Source organism: Thermodesulfomicrobium sp. WS (assembly GCF_027925145.1).
Taxonomy (GTDB): Bacteria; Desulfobacterota; Desulfovibrionia; order Desulfovibrionales; family Desulfomicrobiaceae; genus Thermodesulfomicrobium.
On the sequence record NZ_AP027130.1, the window covers coordinates 1,237,609 to 1,258,435 of the forward strand.

The window sequence follows — 20,827 nt, forward strand, 5'->3', positions numbered from 1 at the left end:
CCATGGCGACTCCAAGCTACTACGTGGGTATCGGCGCCTCGGCCGGGGGGCTGGAGGCCATCGAGCACTTCTTCCGTACCATGCCCCGGCACTCGGGCTTGGCCTTTATCATTGTCCAGCACCTGTCGCCGGACTACAAGAGCCTGATGGTGGAGCTCCTCTCCAAGAAGACCACCATCCCCGTATACCGCGCCGAGGACGGCATGGAGGTGGAGGCGGACACCATCTACCTCATTCCACCCAAGAAGAATCTCTACATCTTCCATGGCCGGTTGGTGCTCAACGAACAGGAGACGACCCGGGGCATCAATCTGCCCATCGATATCTTTTTGCGCTCCCTTGCCGAAGATCAGGGGGAAAAGGCCATTGCCGTCATCCTTTCCGGCACGGGCAGCGATGGTATGCGCGGGGTGCGGGCGGTCAAGGAGCATGGCGGCATGGTCATGGTCCAGGACGAGTCCACCGCCAAGTTCGACGGCATGCCCAAAGCCGCCATCTCCACCGGCCTGGTGGATTTCATCCTGCCGCCCGAGGACATGGCGGCGCAGCTTTTGGCCTTTGTCCGGCGGGAACCTTTGCTGGTGGAGAGCGGGCACGAGGACGGGTCCGAGAAGCATGGCATCACCAAGCTCTTTGCCTTGCTCAAGAATCGAACCAAGGTGGATTTCTCCTACTACAAGCCCAGCACCGTGAACCGCCGCATCGAGCGGCGCATGATGGTCACCCGCACCACGAGTCTCAAGGAATATATCGAATACGTCCAGTCGCATCCGGCGGAGATCGATGTCCTCTACAAAGAGCTGCTCATCGGCGTGACCAGCTTCTTCCGGGACCCTGAGGCCTTTGAGTACTTGGCCCAGGAATGTCTGCCCGCACTCTTCCAATCCATTACCGACCGCGAGGTGCGCTTCTGGGTGGCAGGGTGTTCGTCCGGGGAAGAGGCCTACAGCCTCGCCATCTTGGCGCGCGAGTGCATGGACGCCACCGGCGAGCACAAGCCGGTGAAGATCTTTGCCACGGATTTGGACCAAAAAGCCATTCAGGTGGCCGCCGCCGGGGTGTATCCCGAGAGCATCGCCGCTGATGTGAGCCCGGGGCTTTTGGGCAAATACTTTCACAAAAACGGCGATTCCTTCCAGGTGGCGCGCAGTGTGCGCGAGATGGTGGTCTTTGCCCGCCACAACCTCATCTCCGATCCGCCCTTTACCAAGATCGATCTCATCAGTTGCCGCAATCTGCTCATCTATCTTCAGCCCGCTATCCAGCACAAGGTGTTCGAACACTTCAATTTTTCCTTGAATGCCGGCGGGATCCTCTTCCTTGGCTCCAGCGAGACCGTGGGGGATGCTGCCGGATATTTCGAGCCGGTGCACCACAAGTTCAAGATCTTTCGCTCCGTGGGCAAGCAGAGCCCGGCCAAGGGGACGGACTTCAAGCCCCTGTCCGCGCCTTTGCCCGGGGGGCTGAACTATGCTCCCTATTTCCAGATGCGTCAGGGGCTCGGTTCGGCGGATGAGCGGGTGCTCGAGCGCTTTCTTTTGGGGATCGAGGGGGACGTGCTGCCGCTTTCGGTCATCGTCACCGAGGGCCTGGAGGTGGTGCACATCTTCGGGGATGCCTCCAGCGTGTTCCGCATCCCTTCCGGACGGCTGTCCATGGAGCTCTCCTCCTTGGCGCGCAAGGACTTGTCGGTGCTGCTGACAAGCTTGGTGCAAAAGGCCTTCCGCAGCGGCGAACAGCAGGAGACCACTGTCATGGTGGGGGAGGGGGATGCCCGGGAGGCCATGACCATCCGCGTGCGGTTGTTGCCCCAGCGCAAGGGATATTCCAATCTGGCGGCGCTGCTGTTTTTGCCGGCGGCATCCGTGCAGCATGAAGGCAGCCCCGTCGTGTATGACCTCAGCAAGGAGAGCGAGGAACGTATCCGCGACCTGGAGGCCGAACTGCAGCTTACCCGCGAAAATCTTCAGGCCACCATCGAGGAGTTGGAGACCTCCAACGAGGAGTTGCAGGCAACCAACGAGGAACTTCTGGCCTCCAACGAGGAGCTGCAATCCACCAACGAGGAACTCCAATCCACCAACGAAGAGCTCCATACAGTCAATTCCGAGTACCAGAACAAGATCTACGAGCTCATGGCCTTGCACCACGACATCGACAACATTCTCAGTGCCACAGGCATCGGCATCCTCCTCGTGGACGAGAACAAGGCCATCCGGCGCTTTTCCCCGCCCATTACCCGCATCTTTTCCATCCTCGACCAGGACCTGGGCCGTCCCTTTACCCATATCACCCACAGCCTCGAAGACGTGTCCTTGGCGGCCTTGGTGGACGAAGTCATGACCACCCAGAAGCCTGTGGCGCGCGAGGTGCGCGTCCGCGGCACCGCGCAAGTCTACCACATGCAGATCAGTCCGTATTCCGTGGGCCCGTCGGACTTTGCCGGGGTGGTGCTCTCCTTTTGGGACGTTACCGCCTCGGTGCGCATGCGCCAGGAGCTCTCCGTGTTGGAACATCGCCTGCGCGAGGCCATGCGCCTGGCGCGCCTGGGCTTTTGGGTGGGCCATGGGGTGGGGCTGGACCAATATTGGGACGAGGAGACCTTTGCCGTGTTCGGTCTGCCCCCCAAGAACGCCATGACCCTGACGGAGATCGTGGATCTCTTCGATGCCGAGTACCGGCCTTTGGTGCACGACGCCTTGTTCCGTCTGGGCAAGGAGCGCACACCGGTGGACATGATCGCCCGGTTGCGTGCGGACTTGGGCCCCAAATGGATCCGCATTCTGGGGCGCTGGGAAGAGGACCCCAAAGGCCCTGAGGTGCGTGGGGTCTATCAGGACATCACCCACGTGCAGGAACTGCGCGAGCGCTTGGCGGTGCTGGAGCGCGGGCAAGGCCGTGGGCATGAGAGCGTGTACCGCTATTTCTTCGACACCCTTGCCCACGGGGCCGTGATCCAGGACGCCCACGGCCGGATTGTGGATGCCAATCCCGCGGCCGAGGCCATTTTGGGCCGCAGCCTTGCCGCCATGCAGGGTCGTACCTCCGAGGACGATGAGTGGCGGGCCATCCGTGAGGATGGCACCCCTTTTCCCGGTGCCGAGCACCCGGCCATGGTGGCCTTGCGTGAGGGGCGAGAGGTCCTGGACGTGTCCATGGGCGTCTGGCGTCCGTCGGACCAGCGCTGGGTGTGGATCCGCATCAACTCCTATCCGGTGTTCTGTGATGGCGAGTCTCGGCCCTGTCGGGTGTTCACCGTGTTCGAAGAGGTGCGTCCCCAGGAAACGGCGGGGGCAGCGTCCAGGGAGCAGCGATGAGCGAGGCCAGACGTCAGCGTATCGATGCCTTGCGGCTCCGCGTGGAGTCCTTGGCGTGTGACGGCCGCATCAGCCCCGAGGACGCCGCGTTGGTAGAGGAACTGGTCACCGAGCTTGCGGTGTACAAGGGTGAGCTGGAGGTGCAAAACGAGACCCTGCGGGAGACTCTGGCGGAGCTGGAGGCCTCGCGCGCTCGTTTCCAGCGCCTCTTTCAGTATGCACCCATCGGCTATGCGGTGCTCGACGGCACCGGCGTGGTGTGCGAGGCCAACATCGCTTTGGCTGCCCTGGCAGACATGCCGCAGGCGCGGATCTGTGGTCGGCACTTTTCCCGATTGCTCGCCCCGGAAACGGTCCCGGCCTTTATCCTGCGTCTGCGTGAGGTGATGGCTCAGGGCGGGGAGCGCAGTGTGAACGCGGTGTTGGTCCACCAGGACGGCGCAAGCACGCCGGTACGTCTGGTGCTTTTTTGTGACGCCGAAGCCTGCGCCGGGGAGAATACCCAGGTGCTGCTGGCGGTCATCGACATGACCCTGGTGCGGCGGCGGGAGGCCGAGCTCTCTGCCGCCCTGGAGGCGGCCAAGGCCGCGGACCGGGCCAAGAGTGAATTTTTGGCCACCATGAGCCACGAACTGCGCACCCCCCTCAATGGCATCCTGGGGATGCTCCAGCTTCTGGAAGGTACGGCCCTTTCCGAAGAGCAGCGTTTTTACGTGACCCAGGCCGGGGGCGCCTCCCGGCATTTGGTGCGGCTGCTTTCCGATGTCCTGGATTTTGCCCGTCTGGATACCGGGCGCCCGGAGCCGGTGGTGGAGCGTTTTGCCGTGCGCGAGGACGTGCTGGAGCCGGTGCAGGGAACCTTGGGCCTGGAAGCGGCGGGCAAAGGGCTTGCGCTGCGTCTGGAGACGGCCCCGGAACTTGCGCCCTGGTGGCGGGGAGACGGCAGCCGGCTGCGGCAAATCCTCCTCAATCTCGTGGGCAATGCCATCAAGTACACCTCCGAGGGCGAGGTCTCGGTGTGGGTGGAGGCATGTCCGCGGGGGCTGCGGCTCTGGGTGGAGGACACGGGCCCGGGCATGAGTGATGCCACCTTGGAGCGGCTCTTTGATCCCTTTTGCCGTGGCGAACAAACCCAGCGGACCAGTGGCGTCGGTCTCGGCATGGCCATCGTGGCCCGGCTGCTGCGCCTGATGGGCGGAAGCCTCTGCGTGGAGACTGCCCTCGGCCGGGGGACGCGCATGGTGGTGGTGGTGCCGGGCCAGCCCTTTGTGGGGCAGATGGATGCGGGGACCCCGCCTCGCCCCCAGCCGGTGACCGTGGGCCCCACCTGCGCGGGCCGGGTGCGGGTGCTGGTGGTGGAAGACGATGCCGTCAACCGCCTGGTGGCGGTGCGGCTTTTGCGCTCTCAGAACTACGAGGTGCGCGAGGCCGTGAACGCTTCCGAGGCCCTTGCCTGGCTCGCGGAGGAGTGCTTCGACGTGGTGCTCATGGATGTGCAGATGCCGGGCATGGACGGCGTTGAAGCCACCCGCCGCATCCGCGAGTCCCAGACCCCGTATCGCCATATCCCCATCATCGCCATGACCGCCCATGCCTTTGCCGAGGACCGGCAGCGGTTTCTTGCCGCAGGCATGGACGAGGTGCTCACCAAGCCCTTCGATATTTCCATGGTGCAGGCCACCATCTCCGCGGTATTGGCAACGCAGAGCATGAATAGGGAGCAGTCATGAAGAGCTACCGCAGCATGTCTGCCGAGGAGTTGGCGCAGCTCGTCCAAAGTGAAGGCGTGCCGGAGCATGTGCGCCAGGTGATGCTGGAGATCCTCTGGGAGCTCAAACAATATGAGGAGGAGCTGCGTATCCAAAACGAGGAACTGCGTCGGGCGGCCTTGGAACTGGAAACCATGGCCGAGCGCTACACCACGCTTTTCCATTCCGCCCCCTTGGGGCTTGCGGTGGTGGACGCCCATGGACTGGTGCGTCGGGCCAATGCGGCCCTGCTCGCACTCTTGGGGACCACGCGGCAGGAGGTGGAAGGGCATCCCATCACGGTCTTTGTGCACCGCAAGAGTCACGGCGTGTGGATGCAGCAGCTTGCCCAGGCGGCAGGGGGCTATAGCACCCGCGAGCGGCTCCTGCTTGCCCCGGACGAGCATCCTGTGTTGGCGAGCCTTGGTCCCGTCGGAGCGGACGAATTCCTGCTCACCCTGGTGGACCAAGGCGCGGAAGAAGCGGCGCGGGAAGATCAACGCCGCGCCTTGGCCAGCTTCCACACCCTCGTGGAGCGCACGCCCTTGGGGCTGTGCATCACCAATCCCCAGGGCATCTTCGAGTACGTGAACCCTGCCTATTGCCGCTTGTACGGCTATAGCGCCGAGGAACTTGTGGGCCAGCATTTCACCCTGGTGGTGCCGGAAACGCAGCGGGCGGAACTGATTGCCCTGCACGACCGCTTCATCGCCGGCGAGGCGGAACTGCGCGGCGAGTGGGAGGTGGTGCGCAAGGACGGCCAGCGGCTGCATATCCTCGCCGATGCCGCCCGCATCGAAGGCGAGGACGGCGCCCCGCGCAAGGTGACTTTTGTCATGGACATCACCGAACGTGTGGCTGCCGAGCGTTTGCGCCAGGAGATCGAGGCCATCGTGCGCCATGACTTGCGCGCCCCCCTTTCGGGTATCGTGGGACTCACCCCGTTGCTTTTGGAAGACACCAATCTCACCGACGAACAGCGCGAGATGCTTTTGGCCATCCACAAGGCGGGCCGCCGCATGATGCGTATGCTGAGCGAGTCCGTGTCCTTGGTGGCCATGGAGCGCGGCACCTATACGCTTGCGCCCCAGGCCGTGGATCTCATGGGAGTCCTTGATGAGGTGGTTGCCGACCTGGAGGAATTGCGGCGGCGCAAGCATATCGAGATCACTATCCTCCAGTGTTGTGAAACCACCCAATGTCCCGTGCTCGGCGAAGAGGCCCTGCTCTATTCCATCTGCGCCAATTTGCTGCGAAATGCCTTGGAAGCCTCGCCGCAGGGGGCAACGGTGGAGGCGCATATCCGCTGTGGGCCCCAGGTGCTGCTCACGGTGAAGAATCCGGGTTCCATCCCTGAGGACTTTCTCCCCCGTATCTTCGACAAGTTCGCCACCTGGGGCAAAAAGGGCGGAACCGGTCTGGGGACCTATAGCGCCCGGCTCATGGCCCGCACCATGGGTGGGGACGTGGTGGTGGCGAGCAGCGAAGGCGAGGTATGCTTTACGGCGATCCTTCCTTCTGCGGTGTGAGGTGCGCCATGGAAGATTCTCCGTCTGCTGCCAATCTGGACGACGCAGTGTCGCAACCTCAGAGGATCGGGGATGATGCGGCCGTCATCGCCGGCTTGGAGGCCCATGTGCGCCTGTTGCGCCAGGAAGTGCAGCGGGTGCGGGAGCAGGGCGTGCTGTGCAGTGCCCTGATGGCCGAATCCCCGGTGGGGATTGCCGTGTATTCCGCCTTGCAGGGCGGCGAGGACTTCGTGTTCGTGGACCTCAATCCCGCGGGCCAGCGTTTGGTGGACATGAGTCGGGACCAGGTGGTGGGGCGCTGTCTCTCGGAGCTCTTTCCCGGGGTGCGGGCCATGGGCTTGCTGGACGCCCTGGAGGCGGCTTGGCGTACGGGGGAGCCCCAGCGTCTTCCCCCTCGGGAATACCGGGATCGGCGCATTCGGCTATGGGCGGAGAATCACGTGGTGCGCCTCTCTACGGGGCATGTGGCCAGCTTTTTCCTGGACGTCTCGGCGTGGATATGGCGCCGCGTGGAGGATGGCCGGGGCATAGTCCGGTTCCGCCGGCTGTACCAGCGTCTCCATGAAGGTTTTTGTTTCGTGAATCACCTGGGCCAAGTGGTGGAGGCCAATCCCGCCCTGGAGGCCCTTTTGGGCGTGGCCCCGGGCGGGCTTGAGGGCCGCCGCTGGCAGGAGTTGGTGTCCCCTGCGGGCCACGAGGTGATGGCCATCATTGCCCGTCTTCTGGAAGAGCGCGGTTCGTCGCCGGCCATGGAACTGGAGCTTCTGGGCAGCGCCGGGCCGGTGCCGGTGCATCTGTCCGCCTACCGGGAAGAGGACGGCTGGTGGGCCATGGTGCGCGACGCCTCCGAGGCGCGGCGCCTGCGCGAGGTGATCGCCTGGCGGCACTTGGAAGCAACCACCCTGGCGGATCTCTCCCAGTCCTTGCTGACCTGCGAGGACCTGCGCGAGCTGGGGCGGCGCGTGGTGGAGGCGGCGGTACGCCTCACGGACAGCCGTTACGGCTTTGCAGGGTATGTGCGCGAGGATGGCGCCCTGGTGTCGTCGGCCAGCTCGCTCTCCATGCAGCAGTGCGCCATGAAGGACCACGATCTGGTGTTCAGCGGGGTCCGTGGCCTGTGGGCCGAGGCGATGCATACCGGTGCCATGGTGGTGGTGGATGACCTCGCGTCCCATCCCTTGGCGCGGGGGCTTCCTGAAGGGCATGTGCCCATCACCAATTTTTGCGCCTATCCTGTGGTGGATGCCGGCCGGGTGGTGGGAGAGATCGCCGTGGCCAATGCCGCCCAGGGGTACCGGCACGAGCGGGTGGAGTCAGTGCTTGCGCGCCTGGCCACGGTGTATGCCCTGGCCCTGCGCCGCGCTCGTGAGGGGGAAGCCCTGCAGCGCGCCCAAGCACGCATCCAGCAGGAGACGGCCGCGACGTCCGGGCAGGTGCGGCAGATGGTGGAGCGGCTCCTGGTGCCGGTGCAGATCTTGATGGAATTGGCCTCCTCTTTGGAAGACCGGCAATGGGATCCACGCACCCGCGGCTATGTGGAAGGCATCGGCGAATGCGCCCGCGGTCTTCTGCGGAGCCTGCAGCAGGCCGAGCTGGCCTTCGGCCAGGAGATTCGCCTGGACGAAGCGGTCTTTGACCTCCCGGACGCCCTCAAGGACCTCGTGCGCCGCCAGATGCCGCTGTGGACCGCCAAGGGCCTCAGCCTGCACTTGGCCCTGGAGCCGACAGTCCCCCAGTGGGTGCGGGCGGATATGGGGAGCATCCTGCTGATGCTCGAGCAGCTTTTGGCCAATGCCCTGAATCATACCCAAAGCGGCGGGGCCCGCCTGGCGGTCTTTGCCCGGCCTTCGGCAGAGGTCCAGGACCGCATCGAGATCCGCATGTGCGTGGAGGACTCGGGTCTCGGTATCTCCGAGGCCCAGCAGGCGAGTATCGCCGCCTTTTTTCTCCAAGGAAAGGGCGAGGGCGTTGGCACGGGCCTCACCGTAGTGCGCCGCATTCTCACGGCCCTGGAGGGGACGATCCAATTCTCCAGCAGGCTCGGGCATGGGACCGTGGTCTGCGTGACCATTCCCCTGTATCGGGCTCAGCCGCTGCAGGATGCCCCTGCGGTGTTGGTGGTGGATGACGAGCCCTTGCAGCGGGATCTGCTCCGCCGGCTGCTGTTGGGGTTGGGAAGATTTGCCATTCGCGAGGTGGAAAGCGGGGCCGCTGCCCTCCGGGTTCTGGCCCAAGAGCCGGTGCACATGGTGCTGGTGGATATGGATCTTGCGGATATGTCGGGCCTGGAGGTGGCCCGGATCCTGCGGGAGCGCGAACATGCCGCCGGGCAATCGCCCGTGCCGGTGTTTCTGGTGACCGGGTTCGCCCCTGAGGAGCTCCCGGACACGCACCATCCCCAGTGGGGGCCCTTGGTGCAGGGCGTGCTCCAGAAACCGGTGCCGGTGGACAAGCTGCGGACTGCCCTGGAACAGGCAGGTTTGCCTGTGGATGCGCCATGGGACGACGCCGACGCCTTGGCGCAATTGGGCGGAGACCTTCAGCTTCTGAACGATCTGCGCCGGATGTTCGCCGCCGAGGCGCCCCAGCGCCTCTCCGAAGGGCGCGCGGCCCTGGAACGCGGCGATCTTGCCACGGCCCTGCGCATGTTTCATGCGCTCAAAGGCAATGCCGCCACCATCGGCGCCACGGAAGTGAGCACACTGGCCCGCGCCGTCCATGATGCCCTGCGTTTGGGGCAGGTCAACGAGGCGGTGTCTTTGCTGCCTGCCCTGCAGACCGCCTTGGATCGCGTGGGCATGGTCCTTAAGGAGAAGCCCCATGAGTCCACTCTATAGTCTTGCGCATCGCCATGACCGTACCCCGCGGGTGCTCATCGTGGATGACGAAGCCTTTTACCGCACCCAGCTCTCGCGCATGGTGGAAGGCTTCGGCTACCAATGGGTGGCGGTGGCTTCCGGCGAGGAGGCCTTGGATATATTGGACCGCAGCTTCGATGTGGTGCTTTTGGACGTGCTCATGCCCGGGCTCGACGGCTACGAGACCCTCAAGACCATCCGCGGACTGCCCGAGGTCAAGGATATCCCGGTGATCATGGTCACCAGCCTCGACGACCTGGCCACGGAACTGCGCGCCGTGGAGCTGGGGGCCAACGACTACGTCACCAAGCCGGTACGCCATTTGGAGCTGCGCCTGCGCGTGGCCAATTGGATCCGCATGAAGGCCATGGCGGACGAGAACTATGATGTCCGCCGCCACTTGGAAGGGGTGGTGCTGGAGCTGGAGCGCTCCCAGGCGCATGTGCGCGAACTGCTCGAAGAGCGCACCCGGCGTCTGGCCCACGCCCAGGATGCGCTGGAGCAGGAGCGGATCTCCCTGGAGGAGACGCGGCTGCAGCTGCGCCTGCTGGACACAGTGCTCTTGCACTCCTTGCAGGGCATTACCATCACCGATGCCCAGGGCACCATCGTGCGCGTCAATCCGGCCTTTACCGCCATTACCGGCTATAGCGCCGAGGAGGCCATTGGCCAGAATCCGCGGATCCTCAAGTCCCATGTGCATCCGCCCGAGTTTTATGCCAACATGTGGCGCACGCTGCGCGAGACCGGCTTTTGGACCGGCGAGATCTGGAACCGCAAAAAGAGCGGCGAGGTCTATCCGGAGCGCCTCACCATCACCGCATTTGCCGACGATCAAGGCCGGGTGACCCACTACGTGGCCATCTTTCATGATATCTCCGAATACAAGCGCCAAGAGGAACGGCTGCGCTTTCAGGAGTTCCATGACCTGCTCACCGGCCTGCCCAACCGCGCCCTGTTTTTGGACCGCCTGCGCAAGAATCTGTCCGTCGGCAGGCCCGCTGCGGTGTTCTTCGTGGACGTGGACAATTTTCTCCACGTCAACGAAAGCTTGGGGTACACCGCTGGCGACGAGGTGCTGCGGGTGGTGAGCAAGCGTCTGGCCGCAGCAGTGGGGCCGGAGCATACCGTGGCGCGTCTGGCCGGTGACGAATTCGGCGTGCTGGTGCTCGGCCTTTCCCGCACCGAGGACGCCCTGCCCCTCGGCGATCGTCTCCTTCGAGCCTTCCAGCGCCCCATTGTCGTGGCGGGGGAGTCTGTGGTGCTTAGCGCGAGCATCGGGGTGGCCTTGGCCCCCCAGGACGCCACCGAGGCCGAGGGCCTCCTCGGCCGGGCCGAGATGGCCATGCTGCGCATCAAAAAGAGCGGCAAGAATCAGCTCATGTTCTTTGACCCCGAATTGGCGGAGCGGGCGGGATTGCGGCTCAAGCGGGAGATGGACGTGCGCCGGGGCATGGATGCCGGGGAGTTCGTCATGTACTACCAGCCCAAGATCCGTCTTGCCGACGGCGCCATCGCCGGCTTCGAGGCCCTGGTGCGCTGGCGGCGGCCGGACGGCTCCATGGTACCGCCGGGTGAGTTCATCCCCCTGTGCGAGGAGACCGGGCTCATTGTGGACTTGGGCGAGCACATCCTGCGTCTGGTATGCCAGGACATGGGCATCATGGCCCGACATTTGCCCACGGTCCTGCCGGTGGCCTTCAACGTCTCGGCCGTGCAGTTCGACCAGCCGCAGTTTGTGGAAACCCTGGAGCGGACCGTTGCTGCCTTTGGCGTGCCCCCGCACCTGCTGGAAGTGGAGATCACCGAGACGAGCATCATGCGCGATTTCGGCCAGGCTTTGGCCCGGCTGGAGCGCTTGGCCTCTTTGGGGTTTCGCTTGCATCTTGATGATTTCGGCACGGGATACGCCTCCTTGGGCTATCTCAAGCAGCTGCCCATCCACGTGCTCAAAATCGATCAAAGCTTCATGCGCGGCATCCCCGGCGACCCCAAGGACGAGCGTCTGGTGCGCACCATCATCGACTTGGGCCGCAACTTCGCCCTGACGGTGCTGGCCGAGGGGGTGGAGACCGCCGCGCAGGTGGCGTTCTTGCGCAAGGGCGGCTGCGACGAGGCCCAGGGCTACTTCTTTGCCCGCCCCATGCCCCTCGATGAGGCCCTGGCCTTTGTGCGCACTTGTCCCACCTGTCTTCTGGCAGAAGCAGAGTCGGCTTCTTTGGGGGATGGCTGACGTCCTTTATCTTCCTGGCCACGGCGGGCAGGTGCGGCAGGCGGCGGTGAAATGCGCCGCCAGGCGGGGGTTGGAGCCCAGGTGCAGGTGCACGTAGGTGCCGCACACCTGGGCCTTGACCCAGCCGGTATCTCCTTGAGAGCTGCCAAACAGGGGCCGGGCCTCGGGATCGTGGCCGCAGACGCGGGAGTAGTGGAACTCGTGGCCCCGGGCCGCTTCTCCTTCCTCGCCCAGAGGGCAGGGGGCAGCGAGGGTCACCTGGCGGTAGCCCAGGGCCTGGCGCTGGCGCTCCATGACCGTATGCAGCTGGAAGAATCCCACCATGGGATGAGTCTGGCCCTGGGCATCGGTCACGCTTTGTCCAAGGTACATGAATCCGCCGCATTCGGCCCACACCGGCCGGTAGGAGGCGCAGAAGGCGCGGATTTCTTCCCGGAGGCTGCTGTTGGCCGCCAGGCGTGCGGCGTGGAGCTCGGGATAGCCGCCGCAGAGATAGAGCCCCTGGATGCCGGCAGGAAGGCGCGTATCCCGCAGGGGAGAGAAGGGGATCAGACGTGCGCCCGAAGCTTCCAAGAGGCGCAGGTTTTCCGCATACACGAAGCAAAAGGCCGCATCTTGGGCCACGCCGATGGGGACCGCGGGCCGGGGGCTCTCTGCAGGCGCGGGCTGCACGGCGGTGGCGTTGTGCTGCATTGGCGCAAGCGCCAGCAGGCGATCCACGGCGCCGCTTGCCTCCACCCATTGAGCCAGGCGCTCGAGGTGGGCGCGTGCCTGCGGCAGGTCTGCGGCGGTGATGAGCCCCAAGTGGCGGCTGGGCAGGGTGATCTCGGGGGCGCGGTCAAGGCACCCCAGAAGGGGCGGGCCCGAGGGAAGTGCGGCCAGGGATGCGGTGAGGATGGCCTGGTGGCGGCTGGAGGCGACCTGGTTGGCGAGGACGCCGGCTATGGGCAGGTTGGGGTCGAAGGTGGCGAATCCGTGCACCAGGGCGGCCACGGAGCGGCCCATGGCGCGGGCGTCCACGACGAGCACCACCGGCAGGCCGAGGAGGGCGGCGATCTCGGCGCTGGAGCCGCGGCTCGAGGCGCCATGCCCATCGAAAAGCCCCATGGCCCCTTCCACCACCGCCACATCCGCCCCGGCGCAGGCGCGGTGGAAGAGGTCCTGCAGCGCCTGGGCCGGGAGCATCCAGGCGTCGAGGTTGTGGCTTGCCCGGCCTGTGGCCAGACCATGCAGCCCTGGGTCGATGAAGTCTGGTCCGCATTTGAACCCTTGCACCGTAAGCCCGCGCTTTCGCAGGGCGGCCATCAGGCCCAGGGCCACCGAGGTCTTGCCGCAGCCGCTTTGGGTGCCGGCGATGAGCAGCGCACGCAGAGCGCTCATGGCTGGGGCTCGGAGTCGCTGGTCTTGGGCGGTGGCGCCGTGCGCTCGGCACTGGGGACCAGCACCAGGGTGAGGTAGGGCCGCGGGGCGCCGTCTGCAGGCAGATCGAGGCAGATGTGCTCTCCGGGCAGGCCTACGGCCGTGGCCAGGTGACTGCGTTCTGCCGCCCCGGCGGCGGTCAGTGCCTTGTGGATTTGGGCAAAGCGCTTGCCGGCCTTGAGGATGACGAGGCTTTCCGTGGCGGCGAGGGCGCCGTGGACTTCTTCCGCCCCGCGTACCGCCGGCAGGATGAGCAGGCGTTCGCGCCCTTCGGCAAGAGGCACGCGCATCCTGGCCGCTGCGGCCTGAAAGGAGGTGATCCCCGGGATGACGAGTACCGGAAACTGCGGGTCCTGGGCAAGCAGGGTGCGCAGGAGGTAGCCGAAGGTGGAGTAGAGCAGGGGATCGCCCAGGGTCAAAAAGGCGCAGCGTTCGCCCTGGCGCACCGCTGTGGCCACCTGGTGGGCGTTTTCCTGCCAGGCGGCCTGCAGCGTGCTTTCCTGGGTGGTCATGGGAAAGCGCAGCAGCGTCACTGGCGTGTCTGGGGGCAGGTGGGGCCGGGCGATGGACAGGGCGATGGAGTCTTCGGCGCTGCTGGAGGCTGCGGCAAAGACGTGGGTGCATTGACCAAGGGCCTGGACGGCCGCCAGGGTGATGAGCTTGGGGTCGCCAGGGCCGACCCCGATGCCGATGAGTTCGCCGGGATACATCAGGGTTCTCCATGTTCCAGAACGCGCGCTGCGTGCTGGATCCAGGCGGCAAGTTGTTGGGTCGCCGCCACAGCCCGGGGGGTGGGGCGGGAAAAGGCCGCTTGCTCCGCCTGGAACACCAGACCGCGGCGCACGCACGGCAGGCTTGCGAAGATGGGGCCGCGCTCGGGCAGGGGGTCAGGATTTGGGTGCATGGGGCCGCGCAGGATGACGCAGACCTCCGGGGCCAGGCGCAGGAGTTCTTCTTCCGAGAGGCGCACGATCTTTTCCGGCGCGGTCACGGCGTTTTCTCCCCCGGCGGCGAGAATCATGTGGTGCACGATGCTGGCCGTACCGCTCACCACCAAATTGGGATAGCGCAGCTCCACGAGCACCCGGGGCCGGCGCGCGGCAGAAGCCGCAGCCACGGCGGCAAGGGTGCGCTCCATGGCCTGGACTTGCGCTTCGGCCTGGGCTTCGGCGTCCAGTTCGCGGCCCAGACGGCGCAGGGAGGCAAAAAGATCGGCAAAGGACTGACCTGGGAGCGCGAGGGTGCGGATGCCGGCGGCCTGAAGCAGGGCGCAAAGCTCCGGGTGCGGTGCGTCTTCAAGGGTGAGGACCACATCCGGGTGCAGGGCCAAAATGGCCTCGAGGTTGGGCCGCAGATGCGTGCCGATGCTGGGAAGCTGCGGCAGGATCTCGGCGTCGGCCTCGGTGCGGGCAACGAGCAGGTCCCCGCGCCCCAAAGCCAGGACCATCTCCGCCAGCGCCCCGTGCAAGGCAATGATCCGGGGATGCCCCGCTGCCTCAGTGGGTAGGGGTGCGGTCAGCAGACACAGGAAGAGGCAGAGCTTGCGGCACATCCGCCACGGGATGGCGCACAAGGTGAAACGGCGTGCCATAGAGGTCTCGCAATCGGTTGGCGGTAAAAAAGTCGCGGGCGGGGCCGTCGTACACCACGCGGCCGCGGTCCAAGGCCACGAAGCGCGGGCAGTACAGGGCCGCGCCGTTGAGGTCGTGGGCCACGAGCACGATGGTCTGGCCCGTTTGGTGACGTTTGGCGAGGATACTGAGCACGGTGATGGCCCAGGATGGGTCCAGATGGGCGGCGGGCTCGTCCAGGAGCAGCACCGGGGTCTCTTGCGCCAGGGCCTGGGCGAGGAGCACCCGGGAGAGTTCGCCTGCGGACAAGGTCGGTGCTAGGCGATGGGCGAGGTGTGCCGCCCCGGTCTCCGCAAGGCAGGCCTCGGCCACGGCGCGGTCGTGGCCGCTGGGGGCGCGAAACGGGCCGCTGTGGGCAAAGCGGCCCAGGAGCACCACATCCAGGGCCGTGAGCGGGGGCAGGGTCGGTGGGCGCTGGGGCACCATGGCCAGGGTGCGGGCGCGGGTTAGGGCAGCCATGCGCTGCACGCAGGTGCCGGCCACGAGCACCGTCCCTGCCTGCGGCCGCGTGAGGGCGCAGATGGTGCGCAGCAGGGTGGTCTTGCCGCAGCCGTTCTTGCCCACCACCGCGATCCATTCGCCGCGGGCAACATGGAGATGGATGCCTTCGAGCACCAGGCGGCGGCCAAAGCCCACGCAGAGGTTGTCGATGCTGATCACGCCTGCCTCCGGGAGCCCAGGAGCACGAAGCAGAAGGCCGGCGCCCCGGCGAGGGCGGTGATGACGCCCACCGGCAGCTCGGCCCCGTGGGCGAGGACGGTGCGCGCGGCCACGTCCGCCCAGAGGAGCACCACCCCGCCCATGACCGCGCAGGCCGGAAGCAAGAGCCCGTGGCGGGGCCCCAGCAGCAGGCGCATGCCGTGCGGCACCACCAAGCCCACAAAGCCGATGATGCCGCATACCGCCACGGACGAGGCCGTGAGCCCTGCGGCGGCGAGCACCAATAGGGTGCGGCATGCCGCCACCCGTACCCCCAGGGTGTGGGCATACTCTCCGCCCAGGGCGAGCACATCGAGCACCTTGGCGGAGGCAAGGATCACCGCCATAGCCGGCAGGCCCAGGGGGAGCATCATTGCCACATGCGGCCAGGAGCGGTTTTGCAGGCTCCCCAAGAGCCAAAACACGATGGAGGCCACCGAGTCTTCGTGCAGGGCCTTCATGAGGGCGATGCAGGCAGCAAGAAAGGTGGAGACGATGATGCCGGCCAGCACCAGGCTTTCCCGGGAAAAGCTGCGCGCCGCCCAGCACAGGCCCAGCACCACGGCCACGGCCCCGGCGGCCCCCATAAGGGCGGCAAGGGACACGCCAAGCCCCCCGCTGGCTCCGCTGACCAAGGCCAAAGTGGCCCCGATGCCGGCCCCGCTGGAGACCCCCAAGGTGAAGGGGTCGGCCAGCGGATTGCCGAGGATGGTTTGCAGGACCGCGCCCGCCACCCCCAGGGCGGCGCCGCAGGCAAGGGCCAGGACCAGCCGCGTCAGGCGCAGGTCCACCACCAAGCTGGCGGCGTCGTTGCCTGGGCTTGTCAGCGCGGCGAGGACCTCCGGCCAGCGTACGGGATAGCTTCCTGCCTTGAGGGCGACCGCGGCGGAGAGGAGGAGCATCGCCAGTACGGCGAAAAGGGCGGCAGGGCGCGGGACGGCGGTCATGGCAGGCGCGCGTCGTTAGGGAAGCCCCAGGGCGCCCCACGCGCGCGCCAGGTGCTCCATCCAGATGGCGCTGACGTCCGGGGAGGAGGCGAGCCCATCCAGGACCGGCACCGGCTTGATGCCGCGAGAGCGCAGGCGCGAGGCCAGAGATTCCGGGTCATCGCCGCTCATGTCGTTGAGGGCGTGGTCGCCGGCCACGGCCATGAGCGGCACCAGACGGGCCTGGGTGGCGCCCAGGGCAGCCAGGGACTGGACGGTCTCGTCCATGGAGGGCGTGCCTTCCACCGTGGTGACGGTAAACCAAGGCGAGACCTGCTGCAGGGTGCGATCCAGGGCGGTGTAGAACACGTCGCCGCCGTGGGCGGTGCCGTGGCCGAAGAACACCACGGCCTCGCGCCGGTTACGGTTGGCGAAACGGCTGGTCAGGGCGGCGGTGAGCTGGCGCACGTCATTACTGGTGGCCAGAAGCGGGGCGCCCACGCTGATGCGCCGAAGGCCCTTGGGCAGACCTTCCATGCGGGAACAGATGGTCAGGAGGTTGTGGAACTCTTCCCCCGGGATGACGTGCAGGGACTGCACCGCCACGTGGGTGAAGCCGTCGTCGGCCAGCCGCGCCAGGGCCAGGGCCGGGGAATCCACCACCACACCCTGGGTGCGGATCTTTTCGCGCACCTGCCGGGCGGTGTAGGCCCAGCGCACCTCCACGCCGGGGTAGCGCTGCCGCACCTGGGCTTCCAGGTGCTCCAGGGCGGTGCGGGCCTCGGGCACGGTGGTGCCGAAGGCCACGAGCAGGATGGCCGGCCGGGGCGGGAGCTCCGCGCCGTGGCCTGCCCACGCCGGGCAGGCAGCCATCCACAGGCACAGAAAAGCCAGCACAAAAAAACCGCGAACCGGGAAAGTCATGAGGACCTCCATGGGTTTGCGGGGGCAGAAAACACACGGGCACGACGCCCAAGCTCAAGGCCAAGACCCCCGTTGGCGCTCGAGCCGTAGTCCTATTGGCCGTGGATCGGTCTTCCGGCTTGTCCCCCTCGGTTTCCGGCCTTCCCAGGAGTATCCCAGTGACCCGACCGCCCGAAGGCGGGGAAACGAGGTTGCAGGGACTTACGGCGGCGGGCCCGCTCCCGATTTGCACGGGATTCCCAAGCATCCACAGCAGGTTTGTGTCCTAAGGGCGAGGCGGGCAGGGTGTCAACGCGCTCCGCTGCATCCACTCCATGGCCGCCTGTGCCACGGCTTCTGGGGAAAGGTCGGTCAGGCAGCGGGTATGGCCGTGCGGGCAGACGTTGTGGTTACATGGCTGGCAGGCAAGGCCCAAGGCCATGTCCTGATGCATGGCCGCGGGATAGCGCCAGCCGCCGCTGGTGGCTCCGCGGATGGTGAAGGACGGTACGCCCACGGCCACGGCCATGTGGCGCGGGGCCGAGCAATTGCCCATATGGCCGCGGGAAAGGCGCATGATGGCGGCCATCTGGCGCAAAGCAAGGAGGGTTTCCGGGACCACCACGGCCTGCGGCGGGCAGGCGGCGGCCAGGCGGCGCACCTCCTTTTCTTCGCCGGGGCCGTAGAGGAGGAGGGCGCGAAATTCCGGCATCCGGCGGTGGATCTCGCCTACCAGGGCCGCGAAATGCGGCCAGCGCCGGGCAGGCCGGCGGTGGGTGGGGTCCACGGTCCAGAAGCCGCGTTCCTCAAGCCCTGCCTGCTGGATCCAGTGGCGGGCGGCGGTCGTTTCCTCGGGGCAGAGAAAGACCTCCGGGGCCTCGCCCTGCCAGGTGATGCCCAGGGCCTCGAGGATACCGGCCTTGAAGGCCGCGGCGTAGGCGCCGGCGCGCGGCGGGTGGGTGTGGGTGTAGAGCAGGCGGTTGTACCAGGGTGCGGGGTAAGAGAGGCGCACGCGCGCCCGGGAAAGCAGGGTCGCCATGCGGCAGCGGGGAAGCTGCTGGAAGTCCACCACCAGGTCGAAGCCTGTGGCCGCCAGGCGGCTCCACAAGGGGAGGGCTTGGGCGAGGCTGCGGGGAACCGTCCAGATGCGCGAGATGTGGGGGTTGTGCTCGAGGATGGGGGCGCATTTGGCTTCGGTGAAGACGTGGATCTCTGCTGCGGGAAAGCGTTGGGCCAGAAGCCGGATGCTGGGGGTGGTGAGGAGCACGTCGCCGATCTGGCGCAACTGGCAGACGAGGATGCGGCGGGGAGAAAAGGCGGCGAGGTTCATGGCAGCGTGTCTCGTGTGTTCTGCTGGATGAGGCCGCCAAGGAGGTCCCGGTAAGGGGCAAGGCCCATGGCGGGCCGGAAGTCCGGGCGCTGGGTGCTTTTGCCCAGGTTGGCGGCGATGGCGCGGGCCACCTGCATGGGGTCGGCGGGGTCCTTGATGATCGCCTCGGGTGCGAGAAAGGCGCTGCTGCCGTTCCAGCGGGTGGAGATGGTGCAAAGCCCCGTGGCCAGGGCCTCGAGCACGGCGTTGGCGCAGGCGTCGTAGAAGGTATTGAGCACGAAGCCATCCAGGGCGGCGTAGAAGACGGGCATGTCGTCCACCCGGCCGAGGAAATGCACCCGGTTTTCCAGGCCGTGGCGCCGGGCGTGCGCGAGCGCCTGGTGCGGGGAGCGGCCGCCTGCCACCCAGAGGTGGACTGCCTTAGGCAGGTGGCGCAGGCTTTCGATCAAGGGAAAGATCCCCTTGAGGCGGAAATTGGTGGCTGCGGTCCCCAGGGCGATACAGTCCGGCGGGATATTCCAGAGGCTGCGGGCGCGGGAGCGCGCTTGCGGCGAGGGCGGGGCAAAGCGGCTGGTGTCCGGGGCGTTGTAGATGACCGGGATGGGGCGGTTTTGGAGCTGGGGGAAGCTTTCGCGCATAAGGTCGCGCACCAGGTGGGAATTGGCCACGAGGATGCGGGAGCCGGAAAGCTGGAGCCGCTCCACGGCCATGGCCAGCAGGTGGCCGGGGTTGGCCCAGCGGCGCAGCATCTTGGCGTGCCGCGGCCATCCATGGCCGTAGGCCGGGGCGGTGAGTTCCCAGAAACGCCGGGTAGGGGCGCCGCTGATGCGCAGCACGTCCTGGAAGAGGGTGGTACCCATGCCTATGGTAGCGGCATACCTGCCGGTGCGCCGCGCCCATTCCGCGGCCAGGGCGAACCAGAGGATCTTGCCCGCCCGTCCTGGAAGGGGCCGGCCCAGACGCACCACCTGCACCCCTTCCGGGGCGCGGCCGTCCTGCTGCATACAGAGCACGTGGACCACGAACTCGTCGCGCAGGTATTCGGCCAGACGCCAGGTGAAGCCTTCCATGCCGCCGTAGCGGCCAAGGCGCGGTGCCATGAGGGCGATGCGCGGCTTCATCGCGGTCGCTCCACGCGGGTAAGGGCCCTGGCGTACACCTCCATGGTGGCCGCAAGGAACGTCTCGCTGGTGAGCTCCGGCAGGCGTTGGTCTTGGAGGTCGCGCAGGCGCAGGCGAAAATCCGCGTCCATGGCCTTTTCGATGCGCTGCGCCCAGGCCGCCACGTCCCCCGGCGGCACCAGGGCCTCGGGGGCAAAGAGGTCCGGCAGCACGCCCACGGTGCTCGCCAGGGTCGGCACACCGCAGGCCATCCATTCCAGGGCGGCGCGGGCGATGGCCTCGGACCACAGGGAGGGGACCACCGCCAGGTCCACGGCGTTGAGGTACTCCGCCACCGGCTCCACGCGGCCGGTGATGGTGACTGCGGCGTCCAGACCGGCTGCGCGGATCCAGTCCTGCACCGTGGCCTCGGCAAGGGCGGAGGAAAAGCCGAGGAGCAGCAGGCGCAGGTGCCTGTGGCCGCGGTGATGGAGGATCCGGAGGGCCTCGATGATCTCGCGCTGGCCCTTGACCGTATCCAGGCGGCCCAAGAGCCCGAGCACCAGGTGGTCTTCGGTGAAGCCGAGCTCGGCCCGTACACGCTTTCGGGCTTCGGGGTTGGGGAAGAAGGTCTCGGTGTCCACGCCGCCGAGGATACAGAAGATGCGCTCGCGCGGCAGCCCCATGGCGAGAAAGCGCCGGGTGGTGGCGGAATTGGTGCTGATCACGGCGTCCGCCTGCAGATGGAGCCAGCGGTTGATGGGGTCGTTTTTGGGGGGGCGCTGATCGCCGCGGGTGCGGATGAGGGCGAAGTCCCGGCGCAGGCGGCGCAGGGCGGCCCACATCCAGAAGTGCTCCCCCCGGTGGCAATTGACCACCTGGGGGCAAAAGCGCGAGGTGAGTTCGCCGATGGCGCGGGCCAGGCGCGCCGTGCCCCAGGGGGTGCGGGTATTGTGGTCCAGACGGACCAAGGATAGGCCGCGCTTCTTTCCTGCCGCCTCGGCCAGGGTGCCGGGGAGGACCGCCACGCGCACCTGGTGGCCGGCGGCTTGCTGCAGGCGGGCCAGCTCCATGGCATACCAGACCGTGGCGTTGAACCAGCGTACATTGGCGATGTGGAGGATACGCACTGTG

14 protein-coding genes and 1 riboswitch are annotated in these 20,827 nt (G+C 66.7%); of the genes, 5 read left to right on the plus strand and 9 right to left on the minus strand.

The genetic code is table 11. The features are described 5' to 3' along the window. Window positions 1-2 precede the first annotated feature (2 nt). From QMF81_RS06015 to QMF81_RS06035, 5 genes are read left to right on the plus strand one after another with little or no spacing between them, the layout of a single operon-like run. A complete protein-coding gene (locus QMF81_RS06015; RefSeq protein ID WP_281749826.1) occupies window positions 3-3,317 on the plus strand; it encodes a chemotaxis protein CheB in 3,315 nt (1,104 codons plus the stop codon). After that, window positions 3,314-5,047, plus strand: a complete 1,734-nt coding sequence (locus tag QMF81_RS06020; RefSeq protein ID WP_281749827.1) for a response regulator — start codon at window positions 3,314-3,316, stop codon at window positions 5,045-5,047. Before QMF81_RS06015 ends, QMF81_RS06020 begins: the two co-directional genes overlap by 4 nt. Then, window positions 5,044-6,594: a PAS domain-containing sensor histidine kinase gene (locus QMF81_RS06025; protein WP_281749828.1), complete on the plus strand. Its 1,551-nt coding sequence runs from the start codon at window positions 5,044-5,046 to the stop codon at window positions 6,592-6,594. Before QMF81_RS06020 ends, QMF81_RS06025 begins: the two co-directional genes overlap by 4 nt. Before the next feature lie 8 nt (window positions 6,595-6,602). Further along, window positions 6,603-9,431 (plus strand): GAF domain-containing protein, encoded by a 2,829-nt coding sequence (locus QMF81_RS06030; protein WP_281749829.1) that lies wholly within the window; start codon window positions 6,603-6,605, stop codon window positions 9,429-9,431. Next, the gene (locus tag QMF81_RS06035; RefSeq protein WP_281749830.1) at window positions 9,415-11,685 is read left to right on the plus strand and encodes an EAL domain-containing protein; all 2,271 of its coding nucleotides are present in this window, start codon (window positions 9,415-9,417) and stop codon (window positions 11,683-11,685) included. Before QMF81_RS06030 ends, QMF81_RS06035 begins: the two co-directional genes overlap by 17 nt. 6 nt (window positions 11,686-11,691) lie before the next feature. On the opposite strand, the gene QMF81_RS06040 is transcribed toward QMF81_RS06035, so the two are convergent. The 9 genes from QMF81_RS06040 to QMF81_RS06080 form a co-directional block, all read right to left on the minus strand. After that, window positions 11,692-13,065, minus strand: a complete 1,374-nt coding sequence (locus tag QMF81_RS06040; protein ID WP_281749831.1) for a cobyrinate a,c-diamide synthase — start codon at window positions 13,063-13,065, stop codon at window positions 11,692-11,694. Further along, entirely contained in the window at window positions 13,062-13,814 is a 753-nt protein-coding gene (gene cobI, locus QMF81_RS06045) for a precorrin-2 C(20)-methyltransferase (protein ID WP_281749832.1), read from the minus strand. Before cobI ends, QMF81_RS06040 begins: the two co-directional genes overlap by 4 nt. After that, window positions 13,814-14,695 carry an ABC transporter substrate-binding protein gene (locus QMF81_RS06050; RefSeq protein ID WP_281749833.1) on the minus strand — a complete coding sequence of 294 codons (882 nt, stop codon included), beginning with the start codon at window positions 14,693-14,695 and terminating at the stop codon, window positions 13,814-13,816. The genes cobI and QMF81_RS06050 overlap by 1 nt, the downstream gene beginning before the upstream one ends. Continuing rightward, on the minus strand, window positions 14,601-15,395 hold the full coding sequence (locus QMF81_RS06055) for an ABC transporter ATP-binding protein (RefSeq protein ID WP_281749834.1): 795 nt from the start codon (window positions 15,393-15,395) through the stop codon (window positions 14,601-14,603). Before QMF81_RS06055 ends, QMF81_RS06050 begins: the two co-directional genes overlap by 95 nt. Beyond that, the gene (locus tag QMF81_RS06060; RefSeq protein WP_281749835.1) at window positions 15,392-16,381 is read right to left on the minus strand and encodes an iron ABC transporter permease; all 990 of its coding nucleotides are present in this window, start codon (window positions 16,379-16,381) and stop codon (window positions 15,392-15,394) included. Before QMF81_RS06060 ends, QMF81_RS06055 begins: the two co-directional genes overlap by 4 nt. 15 nt (window positions 16,382-16,396) lie before the next feature. Beyond that, a complete protein-coding gene (locus tag QMF81_RS06065; protein ID WP_281749836.1) occupies window positions 16,397-17,284 on the minus strand; it encodes a sirohydrochlorin cobaltochelatase in 888 nt (295 codons plus the stop codon). Between the two features lie 86 nt (window positions 17,285-17,370). Further along, window positions 17,371-17,550: riboswitch (cobalamin riboswitch) on the minus strand. Beyond that, on the minus strand, window positions 17,550-18,593 hold the full coding sequence (locus QMF81_RS06070) for a glycosyltransferase family 9 protein (RefSeq protein ID WP_281749837.1): 1,044 nt from the start codon (window positions 18,591-18,593) through the stop codon (window positions 17,550-17,552). It overlaps the preceding riboswitch by 1 nt. Continuing rightward, a complete protein-coding gene (locus QMF81_RS06075; RefSeq protein WP_281749838.1) occupies window positions 18,590-19,714 on the minus strand; it encodes a glycosyltransferase family 4 protein in 1,125 nt (374 codons plus the stop codon). The genes QMF81_RS06070 and QMF81_RS06075 overlap by 4 nt, the downstream gene beginning before the upstream one ends. Then, window positions 19,711-20,823 (minus strand): glycosyltransferase family 4 protein, encoded by a 1,113-nt coding sequence (locus QMF81_RS06080; protein ID WP_281749839.1) that lies wholly within the window; start codon window positions 20,821-20,823, stop codon window positions 19,711-19,713. Before QMF81_RS06080 ends, QMF81_RS06075 begins: the two co-directional genes overlap by 4 nt. Window positions 20,824-20,827 lie beyond the last annotated feature (4 nt).